12 protein-coding genes, 6 tRNA genes and 3 rRNA genes are annotated in these 21508 nt (G+C 54.2%); all 21 read left to right on the top strand.

The features are described from left to right. Positions 1–191 precede the first annotated feature (191 nt). A 16S ribosomal RNA gene (locus AB7M22_RS23855) occupies positions 192–1730 on the top strand. 123 nt (positions 1731–1853) lie between these two features. After that, positions 1854–1930: transfer RNA gene (locus AB7M22_RS23850), tRNA-Ile, on the top strand. Between the two features lie 9 nt (positions 1931–1939). After that, positions 1940–2015: transfer RNA gene (locus AB7M22_RS23845), tRNA-Ala, on the top strand. 229 nt (positions 2016–2244) lie between these two features. Continuing rightward, positions 2245–5136 (top strand): 23S ribosomal RNA (locus tag AB7M22_RS23840). Between the two features lie 154 nt (positions 5137–5290). Beyond that, positions 5291–5406, top strand: a 5S ribosomal RNA gene (gene rrf / locus AB7M22_RS23835). Together the 16S, 23S and 5S rRNA genes with 2 tRNA genes alongside form the textbook arrangement of a ribosomal RNA operon. 136 nt (positions 5407–5542) lie before the next feature. Then, positions 5543–6502, top strand: coding sequence for a bifunctional biotin--[acetyl-CoA-carboxylase] ligase/biotin operon repressor BirA (gene birA, locus AB7M22_RS23830; RefSeq protein ID WP_454187953.1), 960 nt, complete (start codon positions 5543–5545; stop codon positions 6500–6502). After that, positions 6492–7241, top strand: coding sequence for a pantothenate kinase (locus AB7M22_RS23825; protein WP_454187952.1), 750 nt, complete (start codon positions 6492–6494; stop codon positions 7239–7241). The genes birA and AB7M22_RS23825 overlap by 11 nt, the downstream gene beginning before the upstream one ends. A gap of 7 nt (positions 7242–7248) precedes the next feature. Beyond that, positions 7249–7689 carry a hypothetical protein gene (locus tag AB7M22_RS23820; RefSeq protein WP_454187951.1) on the top strand — a complete coding sequence of 147 codons (441 nt, stop codon included), beginning with the start codon at positions 7249–7251 and terminating at the stop codon, positions 7687–7689. Between the two features lie 143 nt (positions 7690–7832). Continuing rightward, positions 7833–7917 (top strand) — tRNA-Tyr (locus tag AB7M22_RS23815). Positions 7918–7941: 24 nt separating this feature from the next. Continuing rightward, positions 7942–8015: transfer RNA gene (locus AB7M22_RS23810), tRNA-Gly, on the top strand. A 26-nt stretch (positions 8016–8041) separates the two neighbouring features. Further along, positions 8042–8117 (top strand) — tRNA-Thr (locus tag AB7M22_RS23805). 84 nt (positions 8118–8201) lie between these two features. Beyond that, positions 8202–9395, top strand: a complete 1194-nt coding sequence (tuf, locus tag AB7M22_RS23800) for an elongation factor Tu (protein ID WP_454187950.1) — start codon at positions 8202–8204, stop codon at positions 9393–9395. A 53-nt stretch (positions 9396–9448) separates the two neighbouring features. Next, positions 9449–9524: transfer RNA gene (locus AB7M22_RS23795), tRNA-Trp, on the top strand. Between the two features lie 45 nt (positions 9525–9569). Beyond that, entirely contained in the window at positions 9570–9938 is a 369-nt protein-coding gene (gene secE / locus AB7M22_RS23790) for a preprotein translocase subunit SecE (protein ID WP_007896620.1), read from the top strand. A gap of 9 nt (positions 9939–9947) precedes the next feature. Further along, the gene (gene nusG / locus AB7M22_RS23785) at positions 9948–10481 is read left to right on the top strand and encodes a transcription termination/antitermination protein NusG (protein ID WP_454187949.1); all 534 of its coding nucleotides are present in this window, start codon (positions 9948–9950) and stop codon (positions 10479–10481) included. Between the two features lie 117 nt (positions 10482–10598). Then, positions 10599–11030: a 50S ribosomal protein L11 gene (gene rplK / locus AB7M22_RS23780; protein WP_008008888.1), complete on the top strand. Its 432-nt coding sequence runs from the start codon at positions 10599–10601 to the stop codon at positions 11028–11030. Further along, positions 11030–11725: a 50S ribosomal protein L1 gene (rplA, locus tag AB7M22_RS23775; RefSeq protein WP_007896626.1), complete on the top strand. Its 696-nt coding sequence runs from the start codon at positions 11030–11032 to the stop codon at positions 11723–11725. The genes rplK and rplA overlap by 1 nt, the downstream gene beginning before the upstream one ends. Positions 11726–11923: 198 nt before the next feature. Continuing rightward, entirely contained in the window at positions 11924–12424 is a 501-nt protein-coding gene (gene rplJ, locus AB7M22_RS23770; RefSeq protein ID WP_007896629.1) for a 50S ribosomal protein L10, read from the top strand. An 80-nt stretch (positions 12425–12504) separates the two neighbouring features. Further along, a complete protein-coding gene (gene rplL / locus AB7M22_RS23765) occupies positions 12505–12870 on the top strand; it encodes a 50S ribosomal protein L7/L12 (protein ID WP_007896630.1) in 366 nt (121 codons plus the stop codon). Positions 12871–13090: 220 nt separating this feature from the next. Beyond that, entirely contained in the window at positions 13091–17164 is a 4074-nt protein-coding gene (gene rpoB, locus AB7M22_RS23760) for a DNA-directed RNA polymerase subunit beta (RefSeq protein WP_007896631.1), read from the top strand. A gap of 64 nt (positions 17165–17228) precedes the next feature. Further along, positions 17229–21428 carry a DNA-directed RNA polymerase subunit beta' gene (rpoC, locus tag AB7M22_RS23755; RefSeq protein WP_007896632.1) on the top strand — a complete coding sequence of 1400 codons (4200 nt, stop codon included), beginning with the start codon at positions 17229–17231 and terminating at the stop codon, positions 21426–21428. Positions 21429–21508: the final 80 nt, after the last annotated feature.

Here is a 21508-nt window from a genome sequence, read left to right as displayed (position 1 = left end):
CTCGGTTGAGACGAAAGATCTTAACCAACCGCTCTTTAACAACTGAATCAAGCAATTCGTGTGGGTGCTTGTGGAGTCAGACTGATAGTCAACAAGATTATCAGCATCACAAGTTACTCCGCGAGAAATCAAAGATGTAACCAACGATTGCTGAGCCAAGTTTAGGGTTTCTTAAAAACCCAAAGATGTTTGAACTGAAGAGTTTGATCATGGCTCAGATTGAACGCTGGCGGCAGGCCTAACACATGCAAGTCGAGCGGCAGCACGGGTACTTGTACCTGGTGGCGAGCGGCGGACGGGTGAGTAATGCCTAGGAATCTGCCTGGTAGTGGGGGATAACGCTCGGAAACGGACGCTAATACCGCATACGTCCTAAGGGAGAAAGCAGGGGACCTTCGGGCCTTGCGCTATCAGATGAGCCTAGGTCGGATTAGCTAGTTGGTGAGGTAATGGCTCACCAAGGCGACGATCCGTAACTGGTCTGAGAGGATGATCAGTCACACTGGAACTGAGACACGGTCCAGACTCCTACGGGAGGCAGCAGTGGGGAATATTGGACAATGGGCGAAAGCCTGATCCAGCCATGCCGCGTGTGTGAAGAAGGTCTTCGGATTGTAAAGCACTTTAAGTTGGGAGGAAGGGCAGTTACCTAATACGTAATTGTTTTGACGTTACCGACAGAATAAGCACCGGCTAACTCTGTGCCAGCAGCCGCGGTAATACAGAGGGTGCAAGCGTTAATCGGAATTACTGGGCGTAAAGCGCGCGTAGGTGGTTCGTTAAGTTGGATGTGAAATCCCCGGGCTCAACCTGGGAACTGCATTCAAAACTGACGAGCTAGAGTATGGTAGAGGGTGGTGGAATTTCCTGTGTAGCGGTGAAATGCGTAGATATAGGAAGGAACACCAGTGGCGAAGGCGACCACCTGGACTGATACTGACACTGAGGTGCGAAAGCGTGGGGAGCAAACAGGATTAGATACCCTGGTAGTCCACGCCGTAAACGATGTCAACTAGCCGTTGGGAGCCTTGAGCTCTTAGTGGCGCAGCTAACGCATTAAGTTGACCGCCTGGGGAGTACGGCCGCAAGGTTAAAACTCAAATGAATTGACGGGGGCCCGCACAAGCGGTGGAGCATGTGGTTTAATTCGAAGCAACGCGAAGAACCTTACCAGGCCTTGACATCCAATGAACTTTCCAGAGATGGATTGGTGCCTTCGGGAACATTGAGACAGGTGCTGCATGGCTGTCGTCAGCTCGTGTCGTGAGATGTTGGGTTAAGTCCCGTAACGAGCGCAACCCTTGTCCTTAGTTACCAGCACGTCATGGTGGGCACTCTAAGGAGACTGCCGGTGACAAACCGGAGGAAGGTGGGGATGACGTCAAGTCATCATGGCCCTTACGGCCTGGGCTACACACGTGCTACAATGGTCGGTACAGAGGGTTGCCAAGCCGCGAGGTGGAGCTAATCCCATAAAACCGATCGTAGTCCGGATCGCAGTCTGCAACTCGACTGCGTGAAGTCGGAATCGCTAGTAATCGCGAATCAGAATGTCGCGGTGAATACGTTCCCGGGCCTTGTACACACCGCCCGTCACACCATGGGAGTGGGTTGCACCAGAAGTAGCTAGTCTAACCTTCGGGAGGACGGTTACCACGGTGTGATTCATGACTGGGGTGAAGTCGTAACAAGGTAGCCGTAGGGGAACCTGCGGCTGGATCACCTCCTTAATCGACGACATCAGCTGCTCCATAAGTTCCCACACGAATTGCTTGATTCATTGAAGAAGACGATAGAAGCAGCTTTAAGCTCCAAGCTGATAGCTCAACGCTAACAGTTACGCGCTCGAAATTGGGTCTGTAGCTCAGTTGGTTAGAGCGCACCCCTGATAAGGGTGAGGTCGGCAGTTCGAATCTGCCCAGACCCACCAATTTTGTATGGGGCCATAGCTCAGCTGGGAGAGCGCCTGCCTTGCACGCAGGAGGTCAACGGTTCGATCCCGTTTGGCTCCACCATTAACTGCTTCGAAACGTTTGAGAGTTTAGAAATGAATATTCTGGTGTGAATATTGATTTCTAGTCTTTTGATTAGATCGTTCTTTAAAAATTTGGGTATGTGATAGAAAGATAGACTGGATGGCACTTTCACTGGTGTTGTTCAGGCTAAGGTAAAATTTGTGAGTTTAATCGCGAATTTTCGGCGAATGTCGTCTTCACAGTATAACCAGATTGCTTGGGGTTATATGGTCAAGTGAAGAAGCGCATACGGTGGATGCCTTGGCAGTCAGAGGCGATGAAAGACGTGGTAGCCTGCGAAAAGCTTCGGGGAGTCGGCAAACAGACTTTGATCCGGAGATGTCTGAATGGGGGAACCCACCTAACATAAGTTAGGTATCTTAAGCTGAATACATAGGCTTAAGAAGCGAACCAGGGGAACTGAAACATCTAAGTACCCTGAGGAAAAGAAATCAACCGAGATTCCCTTAGTAGTGGCGAGCGAACGGGGACTAGCCCTTAAGTGGCTTTGAGATTAGCGGAACGCTCTGGAAAGTGCGGCCATAGTGGGTGATAGCCCTGTACGCGAAAATCTCTTGGTCATGAAATCGAGTAGGACGGAGCACGAGAAACTTTGTCTGAATATGGGGGGACCATCCTCCAAGGCTAAATACTACTGACTGACCGATAGTGAACTAGTACCGTGAGGGAAAGGCGAAAAGAACCCCGGAGAGGGGAGTGAAATAGATCCTGAAACCGTATGCGTACAAGCAGTGGGAGCCCACTTTGTTGGGTGACTGCGTACCTTTTGTATAATGGGTCAGCGACTTATTTTCAGTGGCGAGCTTAACCGAATAGGGGAGGCGTAGCGAAAGCGAGTCTTAATAGGGCGTCTAGTCGCTGGGAATAGACCCGAAACCGGGCGATCTATCCATGGGCAGGTTGAAGGTTGGGTAACACTAACTGGAGGACCGAACCGACTACCGTTGAAAAGTTAGCGGATGACCTGTGGATCGGAGTGAAAGGCTAATCAAGCTCGGAGATAGCTGGTTCTCCTCGAAAGCTATTTAGGTAGCGCCTCATGTATCACTGTAGGGGGTAGAGCACTGTTTCGGCTAGGGGGTCATCCCGACTTACCAAACCGATGCAAACTCCGAATACCTACAAGTGCCGAGCATGGGAGACACACGGCGGGTGCTAACGTCCGTCGTGAAAAGGGAAACAACCCAGACCGTCAGCTAAGGTCCCAAAGTTATGGTTAAGTGGGAAACGATGTGGGAAGGCTTAGACAGCTAGGAGGTTGGCTTAGAAGCAGCCACCCTTTAAAGAAAGCGTAATAGCTCACTAGTCGAGTCGGCCTGCGCGGAAGATGTAACGGGGCTCAAACCATACACCGAAGCTACGGGTATCACTTAGGTGATGCGGTAGAGGAGCGTTCTGTAAGCCTGTGAAGGTGAGTTGAGAAGCTTGCTGGAGGTATCAGAAGTGCGAATGCTGACATGAGTAACGACAATGGGTGTGAAAAACACCCACGCCGAAAGACCAAGGTTTCCTGCGCAACGTTAATCGACGCAGGGTTAGTCGGTCCCTAAGGCGAGGCTGAAAAGCGTAGTCGATGGAAAACAGGTTAATATTCCTGTACTTCTGGTTATTGCGATGGAGGGACGGAGAAGGCTAGGCCAGCTTGGCGTTGGTTGTCCAAGTTTAAGGTGGTAGGCTGGAATCTTAGGTAAATCCGGGATTCTAAGGCCGAGAGCTGATGACGAGTTACCCTCTGGGTGACGAAGTGGTTGATGCCATGCTTCCAAGAAAAGCTTCTAAGCTTCAGGTAACCAGGAACCGTACCCCAAACCGACACAGGTGGTTGGGTAGAGAATACCAAGGCGCTTGAGAGAACTCGGGTGAAGGAACTAGGCAAAATGGCACCGTAACTTCGGGAGAAGGTGCGCCGGTGAGGGTGAAGCATTTACTGCGTAAGCCCACGCCGGTCGAAGATACCAGGCCGCTGCGACTGTTTATTAAAAACACAGCACTCTGCAAACACGAAAGTGGACGTATAGGGTGTGACGCCTGCCCGGTGCCGGAAGGTTAATTGATGGGGTTAGCTAACGCGAAGCTCTTGATCGAAGCCCCGGTAAACGGCGGCCGTAACTATAACGGTCCTAAGGTAGCGAAATTCCTTGTCGGGTAAGTTCCGACCTGCACGAATGGCGTAACGATGGCGGCGCTGTCTCCACCCGAGACTCAGTGAAATTGAAATCGCTGTGAAGATGCAGTGTATCCGCGGCTAGACGGAAAGACCCCGTGAACCTTTACTATAGCTTTGCACTGGACTTTGAATTTGCTTGTGTAGGATAGGTGGGAGGCTTTGAAGCGTGGACGCCAGTTCGCGTGGAGCCAACCTTGAAATACCACCCTGGCAACTTTGAGGTTCTAACTCAGGTCCGTTATCCGGATCGAGGACAGTGTATGGTGGGTAGTTTGACTGGGGCGGTCTCCTCCTAAAGAGTAACGGAGGAGTACGAAGGTGCGCTCAGACCGGTCGGAAATCGGTCGTAGAGTATAAAGGCAAAAGCGCGCTTGACTGCGAGACAGACACGTCGAGCAGGTACGAAAGTAGGTCTTAGTGATCCGGTGGTTCTGTATGGAAGGGCCATCGCTCAACGGATAAAAGGTACTCCGGGGATAACAGGCTGATACCGCCCAAGAGTTCATATCGACGGCGGTGTTTGGCACCTCGATGTCGGCTCATCACATCCTGGGGCTGAAGCCGGTCCCAAGGGTATGGCTGTTCGCCATTTAAAGTGGTACGCGAGCTGGGTTTAGAACGTCGTGAGACAGTTCGGTCCCTATCTGCCGTGGACGTTTGAGATTTGAGAGGGGCTGCTCCTAGTACGAGAGGACCGGAGTGGACGAACCTCTGGTGTTCCGGTTGTCACGCCAGTGGCATTGCCGGGTAGCTATGTTCGGAATAGATAACCGCTGAAAGCATCTAAGCGGGAAACTAGCCTCAAGATGAGATCTCACTGGGACCTTGAGTCCCCTGAAGGGCCGTCGAAGACTACGACGTTGATAGGTTGGGTGTGTAAGCGCTGTGAGGCGTTGAGCTAACCAATACTAATTGCCCGTGAGGCTTGACCATATAACACCCAAGCAATTTGTGAACTCGAAAGAGGCCAGATTGCGGTGTGTGAAGACGAAACGAACCGAAAGTTCGAGAACAAACACACAAACTATCGCATACCCATTCGCTGGAGCGTGATCTCGCAAGAGAGAACGACCTGGCTACCGAATTTCTTGACGACCATAGAGCATTGGAACCACCTGATCCCATCCCGAACTCAGCAGTGAAACGATGCATCGCCGATGGTAGTGTGGGGTTTCCCCATGTGAGAGTAGGTCATCGTCAAGATTAAATTCCGAAACCCCTATCTGCGTATGCAGGTAGGGGTTTTGTTTTGTCCGCAGGAAAATCTCGCTTGTAGGGTTTCTATGCAACAGCCCGGGGCATGGCTATCATGCGGGCCTCATTGTGAGGCGAGACTTGCATGCTGACGTTGTTAAAGCTTCTTAAGGATGGTCGATTCCATTCGGGCCAAGCCCTGGGTGCTGCCTTGGGCGTCAGTCGTAGCGCTGTATGGAAGCAGCTTCAGCACTTGGAAGCTGAGCTCGGTTTATCCATTCATAAAGTCCGCGGTCGCGGCTATCAACTGGCTGCGCCGTTGACACTGCTTGATCCTGCGGAAATAAGCGCGCAGGCGCCTTCTTGTGAGTGGCCCATTCTAGTCTTCGACTCAATTGACTCCACCAATGCTGAAGCCCTGCGCGCTATCGAGCGTGGCCAGCCTACGCCATTTCTGGTGCTCGCTGAGCGGCAAACGGCCGGTCGCGGGCGGCGTGGGCGAAAATGGGTCAGTCCGTTCGCGGAAAACATCTATTACAGTCTGGTGCTGCGTATTGATGGTGGGATGCGGCAGCTGGAAGGCCTGAGTCTTGTTGTCGGGCTTGCCGTAATGCAGGCCTTGCGAAAGCTTGGTATCTCGGGTGTGGGGTTGAAGTGGCCGAATGATGTTCTGGTGGGTCAGCAAAAGATTGCTGGAATACTGCTCGAGTTGGTGGGGGATCCTGCTGATGTGTGTCACGTGGTGATCGGTGTCGGAATAAATGTGAACATGCAGATGACCGATGAGGTTGATCAGCAATGGACGTCCGTGCGCCTCGAGTCGGGTAAGGCAGTTGATCGCAATCATCTGGTTGCGGAGTTAGGGTTGATGCTCCAGGCCTATTTAAATCGCCACCAGGCCGGCGGATTTCCGGCTATCCAGGCGGAGTGGGAGCAAAATCATCTATGGCAGGGGCGGGCGGTATCGTTGATTGCCGGTGTGAGTCAGATAGATGGGGAGGTGCTGGGTATCGATAGTCAGGGTGCCTTGCGCTTGAAGGTGAATGGTGTGGAGAAGGTCTTTAGTGGTGGCGAGCTCAGCCTGAGGTTGCGTGATGATTCTTGAGCTCGATTGTGGAAACAGTTTCATCAAATGGCGTGTGCTCGGCGAGGATGTCCGGCGGGTTATTGGCGAGGGGGTCGTTGATACAGATCTCGCATTGCTGGAGAGCTTGAGAGGGCTTAAGGGGCTCGCTCTCATGCATTGTCGTTTGGTCAGTGTCAGAACCGCCGAAGAAACCAGTGCACTGATTTCTCTGTTGACCGCGGCTTTCGGCGTTTCCGTCGTGTGCGCGGCACCGGCTCGCGAGATGTCCGGGGTTCGAAATGGTTATGAGGAGTTCGAGCGGTTAGGGCTTGATCGCTGGCTTGCAATGCTCGGAGGATTTCATCTGGCTTCGGGTGCTTGTCTGGTGCTCGACTTTGGTACGGCTGTTACGGCTGACTTTATTGCAGGGGATGGTGAGCATCTCGGAGGATTTATCTGTCCGGGGATGCCTTTGATGCGCAACCAGTTGCGTACCCATACCCGTAGAATTCGCTATGGAGATCTTGCTGCCGAGCGCGCTTTGGAGAATCTTGTTCCTGGGCGCACAACCGTCGAGGCGGTCGAGCGAGGTTGTTTGCTAATGTTGAGAGGGTTTGTCCTGACTCAGCTAGAGTTGGCGCGCAGCTATTGGGGAGAAGATTTCGCAGTCTTCCTGACTGGAGGGGATGCTGATCTGATCTCCGAGATTGTGCCCGAGGCCAGGGTGGTTCCAGACCTGGTATTTGTAGGTTTGGCGATGGCGTGTCCCTTGTCCTGAGGTTTTTATGCGTTGGTTGTTCCTGCTGTTGCTTGTTCTCAATGTGTTTTATTACGTCTGGCACCAACAGGAGGCTCCGCTTCGCGCGAAAGATGTAACCCCCCTGAGTTTGTATCGTGGCTCGCAGCAGGATATTCGTTTGTTGAGCGAGGCAGCTGATACAGTTCGAGACAAAGGAAAATCTACGCAGGCGGATAGCAGTTGTCTCTATCTGGGAGGTTCTGCTCGACAGGAGGTCGCGCAGGTAATCGAGCGTCGATTGAGTGACATGGATGTAAAGTTTCAGTCCTTGCCGAAGGATCTTCCTGAATATGCTGGTTACTGGGTGCGCATAGCCCCGGAAAGCCGGCGTTTGCTGGGGGACTCGCAGTTGCAAAACCTTTCTAAAGAATTCAATGAGTTAAAACATAAAATAATGCCGTGCGAGGGGGTTGCACCCGTCGAATAGTTTGCATAGAATGGCGCCCGCTTCGCAGTGAAGACCTTTTAACGGTCAGCAGTGTGAAGCGAGGTCAACGCAGCTAACCTCAGGTTTTTAATGAGAAAATGCTTGACAGAAGGCTGGCATGATATAGAATGCCGGCTCGCTTAGGAGGGGTTCCCGAGCGGCCAAAGGGATCAGACTGTAAATCTGACGTCTACGACTTCGAAGGTTCGAATCCTTCCCCCTCCACCATTTTTAGCGAGAGCTGCAAGCTCCGCGGGTATAGTTTAGTGGTAGAACCTCAGCCTTCCAAGCTGATGATGCGGGTTCGATTCCCGCTACCCGCTCCAAGTTTGCAGGTCCTGCAAAGTGTTACGCTCTTGTAGCTCAGTTGGTAGAGCACACCCTTGGTAAGGGTGAGGTCAGCGGTTCAAATCCGCTCAAGAGCTCCATATGACAAGGCAGATATGAAAATATCTGCCTTTGTTTTAATGGCTGATAGTACTTGCTTAATTCTTCTGCTAGGGGTGATTTCGATGGCTAAGGAAAAGTTCGAACGTAACAAGCCGCACGTCAACGTTGGCACCATTGGTCACGTAGACCATGGCAAGACGACTTTGACTGCTGCTCTGACCCGCGTCTGCTCCGAAGTGTTCGGTTCGGCAAAGGTTGACTTCGACAAGATCGATAGCGCCCCAGAAGAAAAAGCTCGTGGTATCACCATTAACACTGCTCACGTTGAGTACGATTCGGCTGTGCGTCACTACGCACACGTTGACTGTCCAGGTCACGCCGACTACGTAAAAAACATGATTACCGGTGCTGCGCAGATGGATGGTGCGATTCTGGTTTGCTCGGCCGCTGATGGTCCGATGCCGCAAACCCGTGAGCATATCCTGTTGTCCCGTCAGGTTGGCGTTCCGTACATCGTTGTCTTCCTGAACAAGGCTGACATGGTTGACGATGCTGAGCTGCTGGAGCTGGTTGAGATGGAAGTGCGCGATCTGCTGAGCACTTACGATTTCCCAGGTGATGACACTCCGATCATCATTGGTTCGGCGCTGATGGCGCTGAATGGTCAAGACGACAACGAGATGGGCACTACTGCCGTCAAGAAGTTGGTTGAGACTCTGGATAGCTATATTCCGCAGCCTGAGCGTGCTATCGATAAGCCGTTCCTGATGCCGATCGAGGATGTGTTCTCGATCTCCGGTCGCGGTACTGTTGTGACTGGTCGTGTTGAGCGTGGCATTGTCCGCATTCAGGAAGAAGTTGAGATTGTTGGTCTTCGTGACACTGTCAAAACTACTTGCACTGGTGTTGAAATGTTCCGCAAGCTGCTCGACGAAGGTCGTGCGGGCGAGAACTGCGGCGTTTTGCTGCGTGGTACCAAGCGTGATGATGTTGAGCGTGGCCAGGTTCTGGTCAAGCCTGGCACTGTCAAGCCGCATACCAAGTTCGCTGCTGAGGTTTACGTTCTGAGCAAGGAGGAGGGTGGTCGTCATACGCCATTCTTCAAAGGCTACCGTCCACAGTTCTACTTCCGTACGACTGATGTGACTGGTAACTGCGAGCTGCCGGAAGGTGTTGAAATGGTGATGCCAGGTGACAACGTTCAAATGACCGTTACCCTGATCAAAACCATCGCGATGGAAGATGGTCTGCGTTTCGCTATCCGTGAGGGCGGTCGTACCGTCGGCGCTGGTGTCGTAGCAAAAGTCATCGAGTAAGTTGTTGTAATGTCTTTTTCGGGCCGGCATAATGGTCGGCCTGATTTTGTTTTAGGTCAGTAGCTCAATTGGCAGAGCGACGGTCTCCAAAACCGTAGGTTGGGGGTTCGATTCCCTCCTGACCTGCCAGATTCACTTGGTGTGTCTGGCTTTCTTTTCACAGGATCTTCATAGATGACTCCTAAAGCTGAAGCTCAAGGCTCTCGCTTCGATCTGCTCAAGTGGCTAGTAGTAGTCGCTTTGGTGGTTGTTGGCGTTGTTGGCAATCAGTATTACTCTGCTTCGCCGATCCTGTACCGCGTACTTGCTTTGCTCGTCATTGCTGCTGTAGCTGCCTTTGTAGGCCTGCAGACAGTCAAGGGCAAGTCTTTCTTTGTACTGGTTAAGGAAGCTCGCACCGAGATTCGTAAAGTCGTATGGCCAACTCGCCAAGAAACCACGCAGACCACGCTGATTGTTGTGGCTGTTGTCCTGGTTATGGCGTTGCTGTTGTGGGGGCTTGATTCCCTGCTCGGCTGGCTTGTTTCCTTGATTGTCGGCTAAGGGTGTCCCGTGGCTAAGCGTTGGTACGTTGTGCATGCTTACTCCGGTTACGAGAAGCATGTCATGCGCTCGTTGGTAGAGCGCGTAAAGCTGGCTGGCATGGAAGATGGCTTTGGCGAAATTCTGGTTCCCACTGAAGAAGTGGTTGAAATGCGTAATGGCCAGAAACGCAAAAGCGAGCGCAAGTTCTTCCCAGGTTATGTGCTGGTCCAGATGGACATGAATGAGGGTACTTGGCACTTGGTCAAGGATACTCCTCGGGTGATGGGTTTCATCGGCGGTACTGCTGATAAGCCTGCACCGATCACGGATAAAGAGGCAGAAGCGATTCTGCGTCGCGTTGCTGATGGTAGCGACAAGCCGAGGCCGAAGACGTTGTTCGAGCCGGGTGAGTCGGTACGTGTCAATGACGGGCCGTTTGCTGATTTTACTGGCACGGTTGAAGAAGTTAACTACGAGAAGAGCCGGATCCAAGTGGCAGTGCTCATTTTCGGTCGCTCTACTCCGGTAGAGCTAGAGTTCAGCCAGGTCGAAAAGGTCTAGCTGAGCAAGCATCCCAACCCCGCAGCCCTAGGCTGTGGGGTTTTGTCGTCACTGGGATAAACGCGCAAGTAACCGGGGAGCCTTTCGAGGCGTTCGAACCCGTAATTGGAGTGCCTCATGGCCAAGAAGATTACCGCTTACATCAAGCTGCAAGTGAAGGCCGCTCAGGCTAACCCAAGCCCACCTGTTGGTCCTGCTCTGGGTCAGCACGGCGTGAACATCATGGAATTCTGCAAGGCTTTCAACGCCCGTACTCAGGGTATTGAACCAGGTCTGCCGACTCCAGTGATCATCACTGTCTACAGCGACCGTAGCTTCACTTTCGAAACCAAATCCACACCTGCTTCGGTTCTGCTGAAGAAGGCTGCTGGTCTGACTAGCGGTTCCGCTCGTCCGAACACCGTTAAGGTTGGCACCGTGACCCGTGCTCAGCTGGAAGAAATCGCGAAAACCAAAAACGCGGATCTGACTGCAGCTGATATGGAAGCAGCCGTGCGTACTATCGCCGGTTCTGCTCGTAGCATGGGCCTTAACGTGGAGGGTGTGTAATGGCTAAGTTGACCAAGCGTCAAAAAGCTATCGCCGGCAAAATCGAAGCAGGCAAGTCCTACAACTTTGTAGACGCTGCTGCTCTGCTGGCTGAGCTGTCGACTGTCAAGTTCAGCGAGTCGTTCGACGTTGCTGTGAACCTGGGTGTTGACCCGCGTAAATCCGACCAGGTCGTTCGTAGCGCTACCGTGCTGCCACACGGCACTGGCAAGACTGTTCGCGTTGCTGTGTTCACTCAGGGTCCAGCTGCCGAGGCTGCTCTGGCTGCCGGCGCTGACCGTGTAGGTATGGACGACCTGGCTGCCGAAATGAAAGGCGGCGACCTGAACTATGACGTAGTTATCGCATCCCCGGATGCCATGCGCGTTGTTGGTCAGTTGGGTCAGATCCTGGGCCCACGCGGCCTGATGCCTAACCCTAAAGTCGGCACTGTAACCCCAGACGTAGCTACCGCGGTTAAAAACGCCAAGGCTGGTCAGGTTCGTTATCGCACCGACAAAAACGGCATCATCCACACCTCCGTTGGCAAAGTCGGCTTCGATGCCGTCAAGCTGAAGGAAAACGTTGAAGCCCTGATCGCTGATCTGAAGCGTATCAAGCCAGCTTCCTCGAAAGGTATTTACGTCAAGCGCGTTACCCTGAGCACCACCATGGGTCCAGGTCTGGTCATCGACCAAGGCTCGCTCGACGCGTAAGACACAGGTTGGCGCAAGCGATTGCGCCAATTGAAAGATTGGGGTCCCTGCCTGGCGGGGGCTATCCAAGACCGTAGGCGACGCAAGTCTTAAACCACAAGCCTACGCAGATGGTGCTCCCGGTTCCTTACCGAATCAGACACCAAAACGACATCCGGCTTCGGTTGGATGAAACGGTAACAAGCAGGAGTTAAACCCGTGGCAATTAAACTCGAAGACAAGAAGGCCATCGTCGCTGAAGTCAACGAGGCTGCCAATGTTGCCCTGTCTGCTGTTGTGGCTGATGCCCGCGGCGTGACAGTTGGCGCTATGACCGGACTCCGTAAAGAGGCTCGTGAAGCTGGCGTTTACGTACGTGTTGTACGTAACACCCTGCTCAAGCGCGCCGTTGCTGGCACTCAATATGACGTGCTCAACGACGTGTTCACCGGCCCGACCTTGATTGCATTTTCGAAAGAACATCCGGGCGCTGCTGCTCGTATCTTCAAAGAATTCGCAAAAGGTCAGGATAAGTTCGAGATCAAGGCAGCTGCGTTCGAGGGCAAGTTCCTCGCAGCTAATCAGATCGACGTACTGGCAAGTCTGCCGACCCGTGACGAAGCAATTTCTCAGCTGATGAGCGTGATTCAAGGCGCAACCAGCAAATTGGCTCGTACTCTGGCGGCCCTTCGCGACCAGAAAGAAGCTGCTGCAGCCTAAGGCTGAGCGACTCCTTTCAGCGTTTATTGTTTATTTCGATGGCCGCGTAGGCTGTCACCCCAATACAGGAATTTATAGTCATGTCTCTGACTAACGACCAAATCATCGAAGCAATCGGCGAAAAATCCGTTCTGGAAATCGTTGAGCTGATCAAGGCCATGGAAGAGAAGTTCGGCGTTTCCGCTGCCGCTGCTTCCGCTGGTCCAGCTGCTGTTGCTGCCGTTGTTGAAGAACAAACTGAATTCAACGTCATGCTGACCGAAGCTGGCGAGAAGAAAGTTAACGTGATCAAGGCAGTACGTGAACTGACCGGTCTGGGCCTGAAAGAAGCCAAGGCTGTAGTTGACGGCGCTCCTGGCATCGTTCTGGAAGCTGTTTCGAAAGACGCAGCTGACAAAGCAAAAGCCACTCTGGAAGAAGCAGGCGCTAAAGTCGAGCTGAAGTAAGCATCGACTTTGCACCTCCAGCCCGAGCGTTAAGCGAAAGGCTGATGGCTGGTGGCTCTTGCCACCGGCCTTTTTCCGTTATTGGCAGCCGACTGGGTCGGTGCTGGTAACGAGCTGTAACCACCCGATGCGGTGGCGCAAACCATGGGGTTTGCACGATTTTCTGGCTGCTCCCGTCGGGAGGGGCCAAACAAGCAGGTGACCAAGCTGGGGAACGCTGATGGCTTACTCATATACTGAGAAAAAACGTATCCGCAAGGACTTTAGCAAGTTGCCGGACGTCATGGATGTGCCGTACCTCCTGGCCATCCAGCTGGATTCGTATCGTGAATTCTTGCAAGCGGGAGCGACTAAAGATCAGTTCCGCGACGTGGGCCTGCATGCGGCCTTCAAATCCGTTTTCCCGATCATCAGCTACTCCGGCAATGCTGCGCTGGAGTACGTCGGTTATCGCCTGGGCGAACCGGCATTTGATGTCAAAGAATGCGTATTGCGCGGTGTAACTTACGCCGTACCTTTGCGGGTAAAAGTGCGCCTGATCATTTTCGACAAAGAATCGTCGAACAAAGCGATCAAGGACATCAAAGAGCAAGAAGTCTACATGGGTGAAATCCCCCTGATGACTGAAAACGGTACCTTCGTAATCAACGGTACCGAGCGTGTAATCGTTTCCCAGCTGCACCGTTCCCCGGGCGTGTTCTTCGACCACGACCGTGGCAAGACGCACAGCTCCGGCAAACTGCTGTACTCCGCGCGCATCATTCCTTACCGCGGTTCGTGGCTGGACTTCGAGTTCGACCCGAAAGACTGCGTGTTCGTGCGTATCGACCGTCGTCGCAAGCTGCCTGCATCGGTACTGCTGCGCGCGCTGGGCTATACCACTGAAGAAGTGCTGGACGCGTTCTACACCACCAACGTCTTCCACGTGCAAGGTGAAAACCTCAGCCTGGAACTGGTGCCTCAGCGCCTGCGTGGTGAAATTGCTGTCCTGGATATCCTGGATGACAAAGGCAAGGTTATTGTCGAGCAAGGTCGTCGTATTACTGCTCGCCACATCAACCAGCTGGAAAAAGCAGGGATCAAAGAGCTGCAAGTGCCTCTGGACTACGTCCTGGGTCGCACTACCGCCAAGGTCATCGTGCATCCGGCAACCGGCGAAATCCTGGCAGAGTGCAATACCGAGCTGAACACCGAAATCCTGGCAAAAATCGCCAAGGCTCAAGTTGTTCGCATCGAAACTCTGTACACCAACGATATCGACTGCGGTCCGTTCGTCTCCGACACTCTGAAGATCGACTCCACCAGCAACCAATTGGAAGCGCTGGTCGAGATCTATCGCATGATGCGTCCTGGCGAGCCGCCAACCAAAGACGCTGCCGAAACCCTGTTCAACAACCTGTTCTTCAGCCCTGAGCGCTATGACCTGTCTGCGGTCGGCCGGATGAAGTTCAACCGTCGTATCGGTCGTACCGAGATCGAAGGTTCGGGCGTGTTGTGCAAAGAAGACATCGTCGCGGTACTGAAGACTCTGGTCGACATCCGTAACGGTAAAGGCATCGTCGATGACATCGACCACCTGGGTAACCGTCGTGTTCGCTGCGTAGGCGAAATGGCCGAGAACCAGTTCCGCGTTGGCCTGGTGCGTGTTGAGCGTGCGGTCAAAGAGCGTCTGTCGATGGCTGAAAGCGAAGGCCTGATGCCGCAAGACCTGATCAACGCCAAGCCAGTGGCTGCGGCGGTGAAAGAGTTCTTCGGTTCCAGCCAGCTTTCCCAGTTCATGGACCAGAACAACCCGCTGTCCGAGATCACCCACAAGCGTCGTGTTTCTGCACTCGGCCCTGGCGGTTTGACTCGTGAGCGTGCTGGCTTTGAAGTGCGTGACGTACACCCGACTCACTACGGTCGTGTATGCCCGATTGAAACGCCGGAAGGTCCGAACATCGGTCTGATCAACTCCTTGGCTGCCTATGCGCGCACCAACCAGTACGGCTTCCTCGAGAGCCCGTACCGTGTTGTGAAAGACGCTCTGGTCACCGACGAGATCGTGTTCCTGTCCGCCATCGAAGAAGCTGATCACGTGATCGCTCAGGCTTCGGCCACGATGAACGACAAGAAAGTCCTGATCGACGAGCTGGTAGCTGTTCGTCACTTGAACGAGTTCACCGTCAAGGCGCCGGAAGACGTCACCTTGATGGACGTATCGCCGAAGCAGGTAGTTTCGGTTGCAGCGTCGCTGATCCCGTTCCTCGAGCACGACGACGCCAACCGTGCGTTGATGGGTTCGAACATGCAGCGTCAAGCTGTACCAACCCTGCGCGCTGACAAGCCGCTGGTCGGTACCGGCATGGAGCGTAACGTAGCCCGTGACTCCGGCGTTTGCGTCGTGGCTCGTCGTGGCGGCGTGATCGACTCCGTCGACGCCAGCCGTATTGTGGTTCGTGTTGCTGATGATGAAGTTGAAACCGGCGAAGCTGGTGTCGACATCTACAACCTGACCAAGTACACCCGCTCCAACCAGAACACCTGCATCAACCAGCGTCCGCTGGTGAGCAAGGGTGATCGGGTTCAGCGCAGCGACATCATGGCCGACGGTCCGTCCACCGACATGGGTGAACTGGCTCTGGGTCAGAACATGCGCATCGCGTTCATGGCATGGAACGGCTTCAACTTCGAAGACTCCATCTGCCTGTCCGAACGTGTTGTTCAGGAAGACCGTTTCACCACGATCCACATTCAGGAACTGACCTGTGTGGCGCGTGACACCAAGCTTGGGCCAGAGGAAATCACTGCAGACATCCCGAACGTGGGTGAAGCTGCACTGAACAAACTGGACGAAGCCGGTATCGTTTACGTAGGTGCTGAAGTTGGCGCAGGCGACATCCTGGTTGGTAAGGTCACTCCGAAAGGCGAGACCCAACTGACTCCGGAAGAAAAACTGCTGCGTGCCATCTTCGGTGAAAAAGCCAGCGACGTTAAAGACACTTCCCTGCGTGTGCCTACCGGCACCAAGGGTACTGTCATCGACGTACAGGTCTTCACCCGTGACGGCGTTGAGCGTGATGCTCGTGCACTGTCGATCGAGAAGACTCAACTCGACGAGATCCGCAAGGACCTGAACGAAGAGTTCCGTATCGTTGAAGGCGCCACTTTCGAACGTCTGCGTTCCGCTCTGGTCGGCCACAAAGCCGAAGGCGGCGCCGGTCTGAAGAAAGGTCAGGAAATCACCGACGAAGTTCTCGACGGTCTTGAGCATGGTCAGTGGTTCAAACTGCGCATGGCTGAAGATGCTCTGAACGAGCAGCTCGAGAAGGCTCAGGCCTACATCGTTGATCGCCGCCGTCTGCTGGACGACAAGTTCGAAGACAAGAAGCGCAAACTGCAGCAGGGCGATGACCTGGCTCCAGGCGTGCTGAAAATCGTCAAGGTTTACCTGGCAATCCGTCGTCGCATCCAGCCGGGCGACAAGATGGCCGGTCGTCACGGTAACAAAGGTGTGGTCTCCGTGATCATGCCGGTTGAAGACATGCCGCACGATGCCAATGGCACCCCGGTCGACGTCGTCCTCAACCCGTTGGGCGTACCTTCGCGTATGAACGTTGGTCAGATCCTTGAAACCCACCTGGGCCTCGCGGCCAAAGGTCTGGGCGAGAAGATCAACCGGATGGTCGAAGAGCAGCGTAAAGTTGCTGAACTTCGCACCTTCCTGGACGAGATCTACAACCAGATCGGCGGTCGTAACGAAGATCTGGATAGCTTCTCCGACCAGGAAATCCTGGATCTGGCGAAGAACCTGCGTGGCGGCGTACCAATGGCCACTCCAGTGTTCGACGGCGCCAAGGAAAGCGAAATCAAGGCCATGCTGAAACTGGCAGACCTGCCAGAAAGCGGCCAGATGCAGCTGACCGACGGCCGTACCGGCAACAAGTTCGAGCGCCCGGTTACTGTTGGCTACATGTATATGCTGAAGCTGAACCACTTGGTAGACGACAAGATGCACGCTCGTTCTACCGGTTCGTACAGCCTGGTTACCCAGCAGCCGCTGGGTGGTAAGGCACAGTTCGGTGGTCAGCGTTTCGGGGAGATGGAGGTCTGGGCACTGGAAGCATACGGTGCTGCTTACACTCTGCAAGAAATGCTCACAGTGAAGTCGGACGATGTGAACGGTCGGACCAAGATGTACAAAAACATCGTGGACGGCGATCACCGTATGGAGCCGGGCATGCCCGAGTCCTTCAACGTGTTGATCAAAGAAATTCGTTCCCTCGGCATCGATATCGATCTGGAAACCGAATAACACGTGACGCGAATCGAGAGCGGGGCAGGATTGCCCGCTCTCTGCTCCGCCAGGAGGAAAGGCCTTGAAAGACCTACTGAATTTGCTGAAAAACCAGGGTCAAGTCGAAGAGTTCGACGCCATCCGTATTGGATTGGCATCGCCTGAGATGATCCGTTCGTGGTCGTTCGGTGAAGTTAAAAAGCCGGAAACCATCAACTACCGTACGTTCAAACCTGAGCGTGACGGCCTGTTCTGCGCCAAGATCTTTGGCCCGGTAAAGGATTACGAGTGCCTGTGCGGTAAGTACAAGCGCTTGAAGCACCGTGGTGTGATCTGCGAGAAGTGCGGCGTTGAAGTCGCGCTGGCAAAAGTTCGTCGTGAGCGCATGGCGCACATCGAACTGGCCTCGCCAGTTGCCCACATCTGGTTCCTGAAATCGCTGCCGTCGCGTATCGGCTTGCTGATGGACATGACCCTGCGTGATATCGAACGCGTTCTCTACTTCGAGAGCTATGTCGTTATCGATCCAGGCATGACCACCCTTGAAAAAGGTCAGCTGCTCAACGACGAGCAGTACTTCGAAGCGCTGGAAGAGTTTGGCGACGATTTCGATGCCCGCATGGGTGCCGAAGCTGTCCGCGAACTGCTGCACGCTATCGACCTGGAGCACGAGATTGGTCGCCTGCGTGAAGAAATTCCGCAAACCAACTCCGAAACCAAGATCAAGAAGCTGTCCAAGCGTCTGAAGTTGATGGAAGCCTTCCAGGGTTCCGGCAACCTGCCAGAGTGGATGGTGCTGACCGTTCTGCCGGTTCTGCCGCCAGATCTGCGTCCACTGGTCCCGCTGGATGGCGGTCGCTTCGCGACTTCCGACCTCAACGATCTGTATCGTCGAGTGATCAACCGTAACAACCGCTTGAAGCGTCTGCTCGATCTGTCCGCTCCGGACATCATCGTGCGCAACGAAAAGCGTATGTTGCAGGAAGCCGTCGATGCGCTGCTCGACAACGGTCGTCGTGGCCGCGCTATCACTGGTTCCAACAAGCGTCCTCTGAAATCCCTGGCTGACATGATCAAGGGTAAGCAGGGTCGTTTCCGTCAGAACTTGCTCGGTAAGCGTGTTGACTACTCCGGTCGTTCGGTAATTACCGTAGGTCCGACCCTGCGTCTGCACCAGTGCGGTCTGCCGAAGAAGATGGCTCTCGAGCTGTTCAAGCCGTTCATTTTCGGCAAGCTGGAAATGCGTGGTCTCGCTACCACCATCAAAGCTGCCAAGAAGATGGTCGAGCGCGAACTGCCAGAGGTTTGGGACGTTCTCGCTGAAGTGATTCGCGAACACCCGGTTCTCCTCAACCGTGCACCGACCCTTCACCGTCTGGGTATCCAGGCGTTTGAACCGGTACTGATCGAAGGTAAAGCTATCCAGCTGCACCCTCTGGTCTGTGCTGCGTACAACGCCGACTTCGACGGCGACCAAATGGCCGTGCACGTACCGCTGACGCTGGAAGCCCAGTTGGAAGCGCGTGCGTTGATGATGTCGACCAACAACATTCTGTCGCCAGCCAACGGTGAGCCAATCATCGTTCCGTCGCAGGACGTTGTATTGGGCCTGTACTACATGACTCGTGAAGCGATCAACGCCAAGGGCGAAGGTCGTGTGTTCGCGGATCTGCAAGAAGTTGACCGTGTGTTCCGTGCCGGCGAAGCCGCACTGCACGCTAAAGTCAAAGTGCGGATCAACGAAACCGTCAACGATCGTGATGGCGGCAGCGTCAAGAACACCCGTATCGTCGACACCACTGTCGGCCGTGCGCTGTTGTTCCAGGTTGTTCCACCAGGCCTGTCGTACGACGTCGTCAACCAGCCGATGAAGAAAAAGGCGATCTCCAAGCTGATCAACCAGTGCTACCGCGTGGTTGGTTTGAAAGAGACCGTGATCTTTGCTGACCAGTTGATGTACACCGGTTTTGCTTACTCGACCATCTCCGGCGTTTCCATCGGTGTTAACGACTTCGTTATCCCGGATGAAAAAGCCCGCATCATCGGTGCCGCCACCGACGAAGTGAAAGAGATCGAAAGTCAGTACGCCTCCGGCCTGGTAACTCAGGGCGAGAAGTACAACAAAGTGATCGACCTTTGGTCCAAGGCGAACGACGAAGTTTCCAAGGCGATGATGGCCAACCTCTCGAAAGAGAAAGTCATCGACCGTCATGGCGTCGAAGTCGACCAAGAGTCTTTCAACTCGATGTACATGATGGCCGACTCGGGCGCGCGGGGTTCTGCTGCGCAGATCCGTCAGCTCGCCGGTATGCGTGGCCTGATGGCCAAGCCGGACGGTTCCATCATCGAAACGCCGATTACTGCGAACTTCCGTGAAGGTTTGAGCGTACTTCAGTACTTCATCTCCACTCACGGTGCTCGTAAAGGTTTGGCGGATACCGCGTTGAAAACTGCGAACTCCGGTTACCTGACTCGTCGTCTGGTAGACGTGGCGCAGGATCTGGTTGTGACCGAGATCGATTGCGGCACCGAACATGGCCTGGTAATGACTCCGCACATTGAAGGCGGTGACGTTGTTGAGCCGTTGGGTGAACGCGTATTGGGTCGTGTCATTGCCCGTGACGTATTCAAGCCAGGTACCGAGGAAATTATCGTTCCTGCCGGCACTCTGGTAGACGAGAAGTGGGTCGAGTTCATCGAGCTGAACAGCATCGACGAAGTGATCGTGCGTTCGCCGATCAGCTGCGAAACCCGCTACGGCATTTGCGCCAAGTGCTACGGCCGTGACCTGGCTCGTGGTCACCAGGTGAACATCGGAGAAGCGGTCGGCGTTATCGCTGCCCAGTCCATCGGTGAGCCGGGTACCCAGCTGACCATGCGTACGTTCCACATCGGTGGTGCGGCAAGCCGGACCTCTGCAGCCGACAGCGTTCAGGTGAAGAATGGCGGTACCGTCCGTCTGCATAACCTGAAGCACGTAGAGCGAGTGGATGGTTGCCTGGTTGCTGTGTCCCGTTCCGGTGAGCTGGCGATCGCTGATGACTTCGGTCGTGAGCGCGAGCGTTACAAGCTGCCGTACGGTGCCGTGATTTCGGTTAAAGAAGGTGACAAGGTCGACGCTGGCGCAATCGTGGCCAAGTGGGATCCGCACACTCACCCAATCGTTACCGAAATGAAAGGTACCGTGACCTACGTGGGCATGGAAGAAGGCATCACGATCAAGCGTCAGACTGACGAATTGACCGGTATGACCAACATTGAAGTACTCGACGCCAAAGACCGTCCAGCTGCCGGTAAAGATATCCGTCCTGCTGTGAAGATGGTTGATGACAACGGCAAGGATCTCTTGCTGCCGGGTACCGACGTAATTGCTCAGTACTTCCTGCCTGCTAACGCCCTGGTCGGTGTAGCGGACGGCGCGAAAATCGCGATCGGTGATGTTATCGCTCGTATTCCGCAAGAGACTTCGAAGACCCGTGACATCACCGGTGGTCTGCCGCGTGTTGCCGACTTGTTCGAAGCCCGTCGTCCGAAAGAAGCCTCGATTCTGGCTGAAGTCAGCGGCACCATCGCGTTCGGTAAAGAGACCAAAGGCAAGCGCCGTCTGGTTATCACCCCGAACGACGGTAGCGATCCGTACGAAGAGCTGATTCCGAAGTGGCGTCACCTGAACGTCTTCGAAGGCGAACAGGTAAACCGCGGCGAAGTTATCTCCGACGGCCCGAGCGACCCACACGACATCCTGCGTCTGCTGGGTGTGAGTGCGCTGGCCAAGTACATCGTGAACGAGATCCAGGACGTTTATCGTCTGCAGGGCGTGAAGATCAACGATAAGCACATCGAGACCATCCTGCGTCAGATGCTGCGTAAAGTTGAAATCGCTGAATCCGGCGATTCCAGTTTCATCAAGGGCGACCAGATGGAGTTGACTCACGTTCTGGTAGAGAACGAGCGTCTGGCTGGCGACGAGAAATTCGTTTCCAAGTTCACTCGCGTACTGTTGGGTATCACCAAGGCGTCGTTGTCCACCGAATCGTTCATCTCGGCGGCTTCCTTCCAGGAAACCACTCGCGTACTGACCGAAGCGGCGGTAACCGGCAAGCGCGATTACCTGCGCGGCCTGAAAGAAAACGTGGTCGTGGGTCGTTTGATCCCGGCAGGTACCGGTCTGGCTTACCACAGCGAGCGCAAGCGCCGCCGTGATGCTGACAAACCGTTGCGCGTAAGCGCCAGTGAAGTGGAAGCGGCTCTGACCGAAGCGCTGAACTCTAGCGGTAACTGAGTTCTGCGATAAATAAGCGTAGGGCCCTGGCCGTTCCGTTCATCGAATCGAGACAATTTGTCGAGGTTGGATGAGTGGGG

It is taken from the genome of Pseudomonas sp. ADAK2 TE3594, assembly GCF_053628675.1.
Note: the sequence above shows the minus strand (reverse complement) of the source record. Positions and strands in the feature narration are given on the sequence as shown.

Bases quoted from the DNA above. Each gene is read 5' to 3' on its own strand.
- birA (WP_454187953.1), top strand. From the start codon at position 5,543: ATGCTGACGTTGTTAAAGCTTCTTAAGGATGGTCGATTCCATTCGGGC.
- AB7M22_RS23825 (WP_454187952.1), top strand. From the start codon at position 6,492: ATGATTCTTGAGCTCGATTGTGGAAACAGTTTCATCAAATGGCGTGTG.
- AB7M22_RS23820 (WP_454187951.1), top strand. From the start codon at position 7,249: ATGCGTTGGTTGTTCCTGCTGTTGCTTGTTCTCAATGTGTTTTATTAC.
- tuf (WP_454187950.1), top strand. From the start codon at position 8,202: ATGGCTAAGGAAAAGTTCGAACGTAACAAGCCGCACGTCAACGTTGGC.
- secE (WP_007896620.1), top strand. From the start codon at position 9,570: ATGACTCCTAAAGCTGAAGCTCAAGGCTCTCGCTTCGATCTGCTCAAG.
- rplK (WP_008008888.1), top strand. From the start codon at position 10,599: ATGGCCAAGAAGATTACCGCTTACATCAAGCTGCAAGTGAAGGCCGCT.
- rplA (WP_007896626.1), top strand. From the start codon at position 11,030: ATGGCTAAGTTGACCAAGCGTCAAAAAGCTATCGCCGGCAAAATCGAA.
- rplL (WP_007896630.1), top strand. From the start codon at position 12,505: ATGTCTCTGACTAACGACCAAATCATCGAAGCAATCGGCGAAAAATCC.
- rpoB (WP_007896631.1), top strand. From the start codon at position 13,091: ATGGCTTACTCATATACTGAGAAAAAACGTATCCGCAAGGACTTTAGC.